Origin of the sequence: Bacillus sp. K2I17, assembly GCF_002209985.1 — a bacterium.
Classification (GTDB): Bacteria; Bacillota; Bacilli; order Bacillales; family Bacillaceae_G; genus Bacillus_A; species Bacillus_A wiedmannii.
On the sequence record NZ_NJGF01000001.1, the window covers coordinates 434616 to 446261 of the forward strand.

General features: G+C 33.8%; 18 protein-coding genes. 4 read left to right on the top strand and 14 right to left on the bottom strand.

What is annotated here, in order from left to right; all coding sequences use genetic code 11:
• Nucleotides 1-2 precede the first annotated feature (2 nt).
• The 9 genes from CER22_RS02495 to comGA all read right to left on the bottom strand — a co-directional run bounded on the left by CER22_RS02495 (nt 3) and on the right by comGA (nt 5378).
• A complete protein-coding gene (locus CER22_RS02495) occupies nt 3-500 on the bottom strand; it encodes a shikimate kinase (RefSeq protein ID WP_088123393.1) in 498 nt (165 codons plus the stop codon).
• Nucleotides 501-618: 118 nt separating this feature from the next.
• A complete protein-coding gene (locus CER22_RS02500) occupies nt 619-1269 on the bottom strand; it encodes a 2OG-Fe(II) oxygenase (RefSeq protein ID WP_046957539.1) in 651 nt (216 codons plus the stop codon).
• 175 nt (nt 1270-1444) lie between these two features.
• A complete protein-coding gene (gene comGG, locus CER22_RS02505; protein WP_088123395.1) occupies nt 1445-1816 on the bottom strand; it encodes a competence type IV pilus minor pilin ComGG in 372 nt (123 codons plus the stop codon).
• Nucleotides 1813-2283, bottom strand: a complete 471-nt coding sequence (gene comGF / locus CER22_RS02510) for a competence type IV pilus minor pilin ComGF (protein ID WP_098189913.1) — start codon at nt 2281-2283, stop codon at nt 1813-1815. The genes comGG and comGF overlap by 4 nt, the downstream gene beginning before the upstream one ends.
• Nucleotides 2253-2555 carry a competence protein ComG gene (locus tag CER22_RS02515; protein WP_142293424.1) on the bottom strand — a complete coding sequence of 101 codons (303 nt, stop codon included), beginning with the start codon at nt 2553-2555 and terminating at the stop codon, nt 2253-2255. The genes comGF and CER22_RS02515 overlap by 31 nt, the downstream gene beginning before the upstream one ends.
• On the bottom strand, nt 2548-3003 hold the full coding sequence (gene comGD / locus CER22_RS02520) for a comG operon protein ComGD (RefSeq protein ID WP_088608144.1): 456 nt from the start codon (nt 3001-3003) through the stop codon (nt 2548-2550). Before comGD ends, CER22_RS02515 begins: the two co-directional genes overlap by 8 nt.
• Nucleotides 3000-3299 (bottom strand): competence type IV pilus major pilin ComGC, encoded by a 300-nt coding sequence (gene comGC, locus CER22_RS02525; RefSeq protein ID WP_001178693.1) that lies wholly within the window; start codon nt 3297-3299, stop codon nt 3000-3002. The genes comGD and comGC overlap by 4 nt, the downstream gene beginning before the upstream one ends.
• An 11-nt stretch (nt 3300-3310) precedes the next feature.
• A complete protein-coding gene (comGB, locus tag CER22_RS02530; RefSeq protein WP_088608145.1) occupies nt 3311-4342 on the bottom strand; it encodes a competence type IV pilus assembly protein ComGB in 1032 nt (343 codons plus the stop codon).
• Entirely contained in the window at nt 4335-5378 is a 1044-nt protein-coding gene (gene comGA / locus CER22_RS02535) for a competence protein ComGA (protein WP_075308031.1), read from the bottom strand. Before comGA ends, comGB begins: the two co-directional genes overlap by 8 nt.
• Nucleotides 5379-5583: 205 nt before the next feature.
• Between comGA and CER22_RS02540 the strand changes: the two genes are divergently transcribed.
• From CER22_RS02540 to CER22_RS02550, 3 genes are all read left to right on the top strand, one after another.
• Nucleotides 5584-6279 (top strand): helix-turn-helix transcriptional regulator, encoded by a 696-nt coding sequence (locus CER22_RS02540; RefSeq protein ID WP_075308029.1) that lies wholly within the window; start codon nt 5584-5586, stop codon nt 6277-6279.
• Nucleotides 6280-6405: 126 nt separating this feature from the next.
• The gene (locus CER22_RS02545) at nt 6406-6648 is read left to right on the top strand and encodes a DUF2626 domain-containing protein (protein ID WP_000440719.1); all 243 of its coding nucleotides are present in this window, start codon (nt 6406-6408) and stop codon (nt 6646-6648) included.
• Nucleotides 6649-6754: 106 nt separating this feature from the next.
• A complete protein-coding gene (locus CER22_RS02550) occupies nt 6755-8149 on the top strand; it encodes an L-cystine transporter (protein WP_088608146.1) in 1395 nt (464 codons plus the stop codon).
• A 215-nt stretch (nt 8150-8364) separates the two neighbouring features.
• On the opposite strand, the gene CER22_RS02555 is transcribed toward CER22_RS02550, so the two are convergent.
• Nucleotides 8365-8580 carry a DUF3912 family protein gene (locus tag CER22_RS02555; protein WP_001008334.1) on the bottom strand — a complete coding sequence of 72 codons (216 nt, stop codon included), beginning with the start codon at nt 8578-8580 and terminating at the stop codon, nt 8365-8367.
• A 253-nt stretch (nt 8581-8833) separates the two neighbouring features.
• Here CER22_RS02555 and CER22_RS02560 point away from each other — a divergent pair, with 253 nt between their 5' ends.
• A complete protein-coding gene (locus tag CER22_RS02560) occupies nt 8834-9145 on the top strand; it encodes a hypothetical protein (RefSeq protein ID WP_001093232.1) in 312 nt (103 codons plus the stop codon).
• Nucleotides 9146-9181: 36 nt separating this feature from the next.
• On the opposite strand, the gene CER22_RS02565 is transcribed toward CER22_RS02560, so the two are convergent.
• From CER22_RS02565 to murG, 4 genes are all read right to left on the bottom strand, one after another.
• Complete coding sequence (locus CER22_RS02565) at nt 9182-9670, bottom strand: hypothetical protein (RefSeq protein WP_000764277.1); 489 nt, start codon at nt 9668-9670, stop codon at nt 9182-9184.
• 79 nt (nt 9671-9749) lie between these two features.
• Nucleotides 9750-10124 (bottom strand): nucleoside 2-deoxyribosyltransferase, encoded by a 375-nt coding sequence (locus CER22_RS02570; protein WP_088123399.1) that lies wholly within the window; start codon nt 10122-10124, stop codon nt 9750-9752.
• A 102-nt stretch (nt 10125-10226) separates the two neighbouring features.
• Nucleotides 10227-10487, bottom strand: coding sequence for a DUF3966 domain-containing protein (locus tag CER22_RS02575; protein WP_000817963.1), 261 nt, complete (start codon nt 10485-10487; stop codon nt 10227-10229).
• 96 nt (nt 10488-10583) lie between these two features.
• Nucleotides 10584-11642, bottom strand: a complete 1059-nt coding sequence (murG, locus tag CER22_RS02580; RefSeq protein WP_088064408.1) for an undecaprenyldiphospho-muramoylpentapeptide beta-N-acetylglucosaminyltransferase — start codon at nt 11640-11642, stop codon at nt 10584-10586.
• Nucleotides 11643-11646: the final 4 nt, after the last annotated feature.

The window sequence follows — 11646 nt, forward strand, 5'->3', positions numbered from 1 at the left end:
TTTTATTCATTAATCTTTTCTTTTAATTCATTCATGATTTGTTTTACCGATTTATTCGTCGTATCGATATGAATATGAGCCTCTTCATAATGAGCTCGGCGCGATTCAAATTTTGCCACAAATGCCTCTATATCTTTCTTCTGAAATAGTGGACGTGTCGTATCTTCACGAAGCCTTTCTGCAATTACATGTGGATCACAATATAAATACACGACAGTTCCATTTTCCTTCATCCACTTTCGGTTTTCCTCTCGCTCAATGATTCCACCACCAGTTGTAATAATTACATTACAACTGGGTAGTGAACGTAACATTTCACTTTCATATTCCCGAAAAGCGATTTCCCCTTCTTCGGCAAAAATATCACGAATTGCCTTCTCTTGCTTCTCTTCAATCTTTTGGTCGGTATCGACAACATCCATATGAAGTTCTTTACTTAATTCTTTTCCAATTGTTGTTTTCCCAGCTCCCATATAACCGGTTATGTATATAGATTTCATGTTCGTTCCTCTCAATCATCCGTTATTATTTGTTATTATAACGAAAGATTACATTATTTAATAAAAAAACGTTTTGTTCTCCTTGTACAATGAAGAACAAAACGTCACATACACGTTTTTACTTATAAGTGCCCCTTCTCACCCACTGCGTTGCAATCCATTTCTCACCTTTCGTTACAGGTGCCCCTCCATGTAACGTAAGCTCATTTAGTGATTGATCTTGATAAAAATACTCAAAGTATACTGCCATTCCCTTTCTAGGGTGCACAGAAAGATTTAATTTCGGGAAGAACGTTTCTCCGCCTTCTTCTACATCATTTAAGTACATGATAAGCGTACTGATACGATTATTAGCAGCTGATCTACTATGTTCCGCAAAATAATCATAATGCGCTTTATATTGTTGATCCACTTCATAATTTAAAATGTGCAATCCTTCTCCATGTGCTACAGGAACATTCATGATAGATGAAATTCGTTTTTCAATCTTTACAGTAAGCTCATTGTCTTCCAAAAATGCACCGCTACTCGTTCGAATATCATTTACATCACGTGATGAACCAACTTTAGAACGTTTCATTTTACTTTTAGACAATTCAATCAATTCGTCGCATTCTTCATCACTTAATACATTTCCTAACACGACAATAAGAGGTTCTTCGAATTTTGAAATAATGTGTATTTCCCTATCTTCCGTCATAATTGCATTTCCTTTATGATCAAAAATAGTTTGTTCCTTATTTTCACCTATTTGATTGTTATTTGTCATTTCCCTATTCTCCCTAAAAAAATATGTTTGGATAGCTTGAATATATCATATTCTTTCTACCTTTCTCTTTTTTGAGAAAATTTAAACTTTCAATTGTTTTATTTATCCATTTCCTATAAAAAAATAACCTATTTTAAAATAAGAAATTATGGTTTTCATCCGTATATTTTACATGCTATCCTTCTATCCAATCAAATATTTTCTCATCCTTTTTTCTATACCGGAAACTAACCTTGTAGAAAACTTCTTGTTTTATTTTACACTGCAACGAAACGAGTATAACATCGTTTTCAAAGACGTAATTCCCACTTGCTTCGCCTTTTTCATATTGAAAGAAAAAAGTATCTTCCTTTTCTTTTTGCTGTAAGTCTTTTTTTATATTTGTAATAGATCGATTTAGTAGTTCTTCCAGTACAAACTTTTGCTTTATTTCAATATAAAATTTTTTATCTATAAGCAACATATTCGTTTCGTATACAAAGAACGAAGTTAATAATACAAGAAAAATGATTGTTCCTGGCATCGTAAATCCATCTTGTTTTCTCATATATTTATTTCCATTTCGCTATATCTTACAGCTACACCTTCATATATTTTCCCACTCCTATCTTTCACATTTATAAAGAGCAGATGAGGTGTTACTTCGTACGAAACCATTTCAACATTTTGTAATATAACTTCTCTTCCGCGCATATTCACTTTTCTTATAAGATGATTATTCAATTTTTCATACGTCACTTCATCTCCAGTGCGAAGACGGAAGCGCAAAAGATTATCTTTATTTTCAGGGACTATTTTTTCTACAAAAGATACTTCACGAAACTCTAACTGTACTTGTCCTATAAACACATCCCATTCCCAATTATTTAATCCTTTTGATTGGTTGTTTTCTATTCCAATAAAATTCAAACGTGGTAAAAGTAAAAAGAACAGTGATAACAGAAAAAAACATACGATCATTTCTATTAATGTAAACCCAACTTCTAATTTATTTTTTCTCCTGCATAAAAGCATTGTTCCATCATTCTTCCTTTCACATCTTTCCACGTAGCACAAACTTCATTTCCTCCCCAATATGTGTAATATACATTTCCGTTTACGACTTTTTCTTGCGGTCGTTTCGCCCCATTCTCATACATATATAAAGCTGCTTCCCTTTTTAATAATACAAATGCTTTATAACGAATTTGTATGTTTTTTCGTTCCTGCATAACCAATACTGTTTGCGGAAGTAGAAAAGATACTGCCATCATTACTATACTTAATGCTACAAGCATCTCAGCCATCACTGACCCTTTTTGACATTTCACGATACGTAAATCTCCCTCTCCCAAGCTGAAATACAATCTCATATTTATAACTTCGATACGAAAGTAAAATAGTGCCACCTCTATTAATATTTCCACTCGGATTATATGTCATCGGATTTGGAAAAGTATTCAAATCAATTTGTATATCGCTATCATATTCTCTTTTAATGATAGTAAGATTCTCACTTAGCTCCCCTATATAATACGTATGTCTATCTTTATACCATCGTAATGTATAGTGTTTTTGACGGTTTATCGCTAATTGTTGCATATACAAAATATCGTTTGAAAACTGTCTTAAAAATTGTTCCACTTTTTGTTTTTCATATAATGAATGTACGTTAAAATACGTGACCATACTTAGTACAGAAATTGCAAATAGAACGAGTAGCATTTCTAAAAGAGTAAAACCTTTTTGTTTCACAGTTTCCCAGTTGTTACTGTGCCATCATTTGAAATATGAATGGATTCACCATTCGGACACTCATCAGCTGTAATATATTTTTCATCCCTTAGCTCTTTTAGCGAGGGAATTTTATTATGTTGTAAATGGTATGCTTGTATTTGAGCTTCTATAGATTTCACATAGGCTTTACATCCTTTTCCTTCGACGGATGAACGCTGTGTAACTACATTCGGAATAATTAATAGTAATAATACAGTTATGACGACCATAACTAATAACATTTCTAAAAGGGTAAACCCTTCTTCATTCTGCATGTAAATGCCTCCTAAATAGAATTCATCATTTGAAACATTGGCATAATCATCGCTAAATACAAAAGAACGACTATTCCTCCAATACACGTAAATAAAATTGGTTGAATGATCACTAACATACGTTTAACTTTTTGCTCCATCTTTTCCATAATAAGATCGCTATAGTCACCTAATTCAATCGCCAAATTACCGTTTGCTTGTCCATGCGTAATAATATAAGAAAGTTCTTCCTCATAATATCCGCTTTTAGCAATAATAGATTGCAACGGTTCTCCTGCAATTAATTGGCGTTCAATTCGACCCGCTTCATATTGAAAGAACGGATGATAATTTTGCTCCATCATTATTGTTAGGGCCTCAAGTACTGATAGTCCACCTTGTAATAAACCGCTCAATTGAGTGGCGAAATAATGTGAATGCTTTAAAATAAGAAATGTTTTTACGAGGGGGATACGAAGCATAATTTTTACCTGCTTCATATGCGGGAGTTTCCGAAAGTAAAACATATATACACTACATCCAATCATAATGATAAAAATAGTGCTAAAAATAAGGCTGGGTAGCTGCTTAATTACACTTAATATTTGTTCTGTAAATAACGGTGCTGTAGAACCGAATGAACTATATACCATGTCAACCTGCGGTAATAAAATGCGGTTAAAAACAAAAATCATGATTATTAAAAAGAACGCCAAAAACATAGGATACTGCATTATTTTCATCATATCTTTCCTATACTTATCCTTTTTATAAAGAAGTGCGCTCCCTTGTTGCAACGCAAAAGAAATATCACCATGTTGCTCAGCATAAAATAAATAACTTAACACCTCCTGATGAAACATTAATTGATGAAAAGAATCGTGTAGACTTTTTCCATCTTTTAATCCATCAATCATGCACTGCAATTGTACTTTCTTTTCTAAAGGTAATTGAAACCGTAAAAATTCTAATGCCTGCAAAAGGGAGTATCCTTTTTCTAATAGTTCTCCTAATCGTTTCAGCAATACTACTTGATCACTTAAACTCCATATTTTCTTAAACATACACATCCTCTTCTAAAAATCCTAAAGCGTATCCTTTTCGTATCGAAGATTCTAATGTTTCGTGCTTGTACGTGACACATTCCCCGTTTGCTTCTTTAATTGCTTGTTTTAACTCATATCCATATAACAACTCATAAATACTCGCTTGTCTTACCTGCCTCATTGATTTACATAAAGTTGAGCACTTTCTTTGACAAAACGGACACTTCAATTCGACAAGTCGCTGTGCAGCTATAGCCAATAAAGATTGTTCAATCTCTTGCCTCGTTATACCGAAATCCATAAATCGGAGTATCGCCCCTTTCGCATCACTAGTATGCAGTGTCGTCATTACTAAATGTCCAGTCAAACTTGCTCTTATAGCGATTTTCGCTGTTTCTTCATCACGAATTTCACCGACTAAAATAATATCTGGATCATGACGTAAAATGGCCTTTAGTCCCGCCTCATATGTGATACCTGCTTTTTCATTTATTTGAATTTGTAATACATCGTCATTTCTTTTTTCAACTGGATCTTCAAGTGTAACGATGCGACGTGTTTTCTTTTTTTTAATTACCTCTAATAAAGCATACATTGTTGTTGTCTTCCCCGAACCAGTCGGTCCAGTAAATACGAGTAACCCATGTGAATAATGCAAAAAAGAAAGTAGTTTCTTCGCTGTACTTGGAAATAACGAAAGATGAGATAACGGCTGAATAGATGCTTGTAAATGAAGACGAATAACGAGACTTTCTTGGTATACGGTTGGAAGCGTGGAAAGGCGTAAATACACTTCTTGTCCATCCATTTGTAAATACAGTGAACCATTTTGTGGCTTCCGTCTCTCCCCTATATCCATGGATGCTAAAAATTTAAAGTGTGAAACAAGTTTTTCTCCAAATTCCTTTTCGATACAGCGTTTCGTCATTAAATCTTTTCCTATACGCAGTTGAACCACTACATCCTTCTTCCTGGGCACAATATGTAAATCCGAAGCTTGTACCCTACACGCCTCTTTCAAAATCATATTTGCAAAGCTTTCAATTCCATTCATCATTTTTCCCTCCCCACTATGTATATAGCATGAAAAAATCCATCTGAAAAATCGGTATTTTTACATTTTCACTAGAGAGAAAAGGAAAAATATGTTTGTGAAATTATGAACAATTTCCGAATTATTGTCTGAAATTACCTATATGGAAGTTTATCTGTATTATAATGTTATTATCTTGGATAAAGTGATAAAGGTGGAGATCCTCATGGAACAAGCTTTAAAAATTACAGGCGTATTATCTGACCCAACTCGTTATTACATTTATAAATATATTTCTCAAAAACATAGTTACGTAACTGTACAAGAAATTGCAGATGAGTTTGAGATTCATCCAAACGTAGCACGTTTACATTTATCTAAATTAGAAGATGTTCATATGCTGAAATCGGAAACGAAAAAAACTGGAAAAGGCGGAAGACCAAGCAGATTATATGTATTATCTGAAGATGTGATTCAATTACAATTTCCATTCCGCGATTATCAATTGTTAGCAAGAATAGCATTTAATTCTTTACTTAGCCTTGGCGCCGCTGGTGAAAAAGCGCTATACGAAACAGGAAAACAATTCGGGGCCGAGTTAATGCAACAACATATGCAGCGTTTACATGTGAATGAAGATGCTTTAACAGTAGAGCAAAAAGTCCAAATTGCAAAAGAAGCTTTCTCAACAGCTGGTTTATCACCTGCATTTGAATTAAGTGCAGATGGAACGAAAATTTTCTACGATGTACACAATTGTCCATTTAAAGAAGTTGCTGTTCATCACCCAACTGAAATTTGTAATATGCACGGAGATATGATGAAAGGGATTTTTGAAATCCTATTCCCTAACACGGAATTAACACGAAATGATAGTCTACTAGATGGATGTAAATCTTGTAATTACAAACTAACAATTTAATTTTCTCATATAAAAAGAAGCCAATTATAATTGGCTTCTTTTTATATGAACGAATATTTACAATAGTAAGAAAAATGAACTATAATGAGGTGAGGTTTACTTTTTTTAGAAAAGGAGGGAGATGGCATGGAGCGCATGTTTCGCGTTCTCGGCTTTTGGACTGGAATTTTCTCGGTTATGTTTTACGTAGGGGATATGCAACAGGCTGCACTACTATTTTTAGGACAAACGGGTTTCTTCGTACTTTTAAGCTATTTAAATTTAACAGAGCGTATGTATATATACGTATTCGGGGCATATTTAACTGTTTTCTTCATAGGATTTACATACTACACGACGTTTTTACTTGTCCCTGGAGCTGGACATTAAAGATGGCATTTTGCCATCTTTTTTTTAATTCCGCAATTCCCTAGTTGACTTATAGGTTTTATTGCCTTATATTCTATATAACAGATTGGAATTAGGGGGAATCAATATGAATACACTGCTTGTCGGAATTAACGTTGCAGTCATGATCATCTTAGTTGGCGTATTATATTATATGCAACGTAAGCATGTATCTTTTAATAAACGTGTATTTACTGCTTTAGGAGTCGGAATTATATTCGGTCTTATATTACAATTTATTTATGAGCCAACTTCTAAAGTAATTATTGAATCAAATACTTGGTTTGGATTAATCGGTAGCGGTTATGTGAAATTACTTCAAATGATCGTTATGCCACTTATTTTAGTATCTATTATTTCCGCATTTACAAAATTACAGTTAACGAAAAACCTTGGTAAAATTAGTGGTCTTATTATCGGAATTTTAATTCTTACTACAGGAATCGCTGCAGCTGTCGGTATTGCTGCAAGTGCAGGATTTGATGTATCAGCAACAGGCTTGCAACAAGGTGATGCAGAATCTGCTCGTCTGAAGCTAGTTGAAGAAAGATTTACTTCTATTGAAAAAACAACAATTCCAGATAAATTATTAGAGCTGTTACCTACAAATCCGTTTCTTGATTTAACAGGAGCTCGTCCAACATCAACAATTTCTGTTGTAATATTTGCAGCCTTTATCGGTATCGCCTTTATAGGTGTAAAACGAAAATATCCAGAACAAGCAGAGCTATTTAAGAAAATGGTTGATGCTGTATATGCAATTGTAATGCGTATGGTAACACTAATTTTACGCCTTACTCCATACGGCGTATTAGCTCTTATGGCAAAAACAGTTGCTGGTAGCGATATAAATGCTATTTTAAAACTTGGTAACTTCGTGTTAGCGTCTTACGTGGCACTTATCGTAATGTTCGTTATCCACTTATTATTAATTGCTCTATCTGGTTTAAATCCAATTCAATATTTAAAAAAGGTGTTCCCTGTATTAACATTTGCATTCACATCTCGCTCTAGTGCTGGTGCAATGCCATTAAATATTGAAGCGCAAAAAGAAAAGCTTGGTATTTCCGAAGGGATTGCAAACTTTGCGGCATCATTCGGAGTATCCATCGGACAAAACGGTTGCGCAGGTATTTATCCAGCAATGCTTGCAATGATGGTCGCTCCAACTGTAGGAATCGATCCATTACAACCACAATTTATTTTAACTTTAATCGCTGTCGTTGCGATTAGTTCATTCGGTGTTGCCGGTGTTGGTGGTGGTGCAACATTCGCAGCGTTAATCGTACTATCTACAATGAACTTACCGATCGGCATTGTCGCTCTTGTTATCTCAGTTGAACCATTAATTGATATGGGTCGTACAGCTCTTAACGTAAGTGGTTCTATGACAGCAGGCCTTATTTCTAGTAAATGGCTTGGTGAATTAGATCAAGATACGTACAATCAAGATGATACAAAAACTGGTAAAATTGCTTCTTAATAAAAAGGACGCTAACAAAAATGTTAGCGTCCTTTTTTAGTTCTTTCCATCTTCCTCTTTTTCTTTTATACATAAGGCATAACATATTGTCTCAAACACTATGTAAAATCTCGTTCTTTATACTTCATTTCCGTCTCCTTACACATAGAAAAAGAGAATACAATAATATATTCTCTTTTCTCAAATATATTTCATTATCTCACAGCCCGTCCTTTTCACAAATAACCATTTTGTTCGCACCATTTATGAAATTGTCCTACGTCTACTCCAACTAACACGATATCCTTTAGCTCTACATCAATGATTTGTTCTCCAATTACAATAGCAAACTGCGATTCTAATTTTGTCTCGCTGTTCTTTACAATTCCAATTCGGTTCCGATGCGGTCCATCTTTTATATATGCTTTTTGTCCTACAATATCAAAGTTCAAGTCTCTCACCTCTTTTATTGCGCTTAAATTTGAAATACGAACTCAAATTCGGAAATTTTCCTTTCCTTGCACTATTTCTCTATATATATGACGAAACAATAAAAGAGTCCTCCCTTCTTTACAATTATTTTTTCTTTGTTTCATTTTTGTGATTGAAACGTAAAGTTTATAATAAAATACACTTGGAAGCGCTTTCTATGTAATTTTTTATGTTATAATATATAAGTAGAACTTCGCAAAGAGGGTTAAAAAAATGAATACAAAAATGATTAAAAAAGTAATTGACGCATTAAAAGTATATGGCTTTCAGAATGTATCATTCTGTGACAAAACGAAACAATTTTTATTTCATAACGAAATGGATATTATGAGCGGCTATGCAGAAATAACATATAGTAGTCAATTTGAAAAATTCAACGTACAAATTCATCCGATTGAAACACATCACCAAGCAGAGTTACAAGAGGTTGAAAGACATATACAGGCCTGTATAAGAAAAGTGGAATATTTAAACGCACTTCTTAGCGGACAAACAAAACTAGATGACAAAATTATTATAATGTAAAAAAAGAACGTGAGGATATCACGTTCTTTTTTTACATTATACGTTCATCTTTTCCTTCAGTTGTAATCCTGTAATGGATTGTAATACATCCATTGCTTCTCCAAATGTCATATCAAAAATTGTCTTATCTTCTATGTATGGAAATTGTCTAAAGCGTTTTTCTAACATTTTCACGGCGTCCGACGTAAAGTGTACACTATCAATGCCAAATTCTGTTTCAAGAAGAACGATCCAATCTAACACATGAAAACCTAATCCATTTACGAATGAAATAAGTTTTTCTTCTGGCTGTGAAGATAAGAATACGTGTCGTTCCATCTCATCGAAAAGTTCTTCACCTAAAACTTCTGCTAATTCATCATCATGTTCGCGTTCAATAATCTCTTCATATCCGTAATCATCCACAAGCTCTTCTACTTCTTCACTGTCCTCACAAAGCAATTGACTAAGAACGGCCCCTTTCTTAAATTCGCTATTTTGTACAACTTCTAAAAAGCTCGTTTCCCATCCATTTTCTAATTTCATATTATATACTCCTTTATATACGTTTCTTATCATCACTGTTCCCAAAAGATCACTTTTATAACCTTTTAGGTCGTTACTATTATTTCACATGATTCATAACATAAGATGCATATTCAGTTGCATCTCCTTCAAAAATATTTATTTCTGGCAAATGATAGAACGTTGTTTGAAGCGGGTTTCTTTCATGATATACATATATCTTTTTCTCTAGCGCAATCGCCATTCCAAACTCTGTATGGCTCCCGTTTCCGCCATCTAATATAAGTAAAAAGACATCCGCTTCTTTAATAGCATTCTTTTCTGCCTGACCAATTTCTCTTAATTGATCTTGATTCACTGCTCTTTCGTTTCTTGTCCAATCATATGTATGGTGCCATCCTGCATGTTTCAGTTCATTTGCTATAGAACGTACAAGATGTTTATTTTGGAATCCTGAGGCGACATAAAAATTCATTTATATACACTCCTTCATTATGTACGGGAAACTCCTTTTAGCGTTACTTGCTATAAACATAATAAAGAACTAAAGAACGACTTCAAAAAAAAATCCCCATCTTTAAAACTTATTTGCGTTTAAATGATGGGATTCTTCATGCTCTTCTTTTATTTTCTTCTTTTTATAACTTTCATCAGCTAACATTTCTAGTTCAGCTGTTATTTCTGATTTTTCAAGCTCTCTTTCTTGCGAAAATTTCCTTGAAATATAAACAATAACACTACCAACGTACAACACAAAGCATATAATAAGTGCAGTATTTTCATAGAGACTTAGCTCCAACACAGTCACTCCTAATCCATTCGTATTTTCACGCTTCATTAATTGGAATTTCCCTACTAATCCATTTGTTATTGTAACATAAAAATATCAATCCTTGGAATCTTTCATCCTACTAAAAAAGACATGATTGTTTCATCATGCCTCTGAAATATGTTGAATGATTGTTTGAATTGCTTCTTTTCCATTATATTTTTTTAGTGCTGTTTTATACATCTCATTATTTTGATTTAATTCTTCGACATGCTTTATAAGTGATTTCACAGTCACATCTTCTTCATACAATACGGAAGCATATCCTTGTCTTTCAAAAGACTCTGCATTTAGTATTTGATCTCCACGACTTGCAAATTTCGATAGCGGAATTAAAACCATCGGCTTTTGCAATGTTAAAAACTCAAAAATGGCATTAGAGCCCGCACGTGAAATAACAAAATCTGTTATCGCTAATATGTCTGGCAGTTCCCCATGTATATATTCAAATTGTTTATATCCTTCTTTATTTTGTAAGCTTTCATCAAGATTACCTTTTCCGCAAAGATGAACAATTTGATATTTTTTCAGAAGTTCTGGTAACGCTTCTCGAACCGTTTCATTAATTTTCTTTGCGCCCAAACTTCCTCCCATAATTGTAATAACTGGCTTTTTACGTGAAAAACCTAAAAACACTAAACCTTTTTCACGATTTCCCTTTAGCACTTCTTCACGTACAGGAGATCCTGTATAGATTACTTTTTCTTTCGGTAAATGTTTCGCAGCTTCTTCAAATGTAACAAATATTTTCGAAGCAAAACGGAGCGCAATTTTGTTTGCTAGTCCTGGCGTCATATCAGATTCATGTAATAAAACAGGGACTCTATTTAGCCAGCCTCCAATTACGACTGGTACAGATACGAAACCACCTTTTGAAAAAATCACATCCGGTTTTAGTTTTCGAATCCTTACATACGCATCCATAACACCCTTCATTACAAGAAAAGGATCTTTTATATTTTTTAAATCAAAATAACGACGTAGCTTTCCACTTGAAATACTATAGTACGGAATGCCTTCCTTTTCTATAATCGTTTTCTCAATCCCTTGATGAGAACCAATATACGAGATATCCCAATTCTGTTCTTGTAAATGTGGAATGATGGCTAAATTAGGTGTTACATGCCCTGCCGAACCGCCACCTGTAAAGACTATTTTCTTCATACGT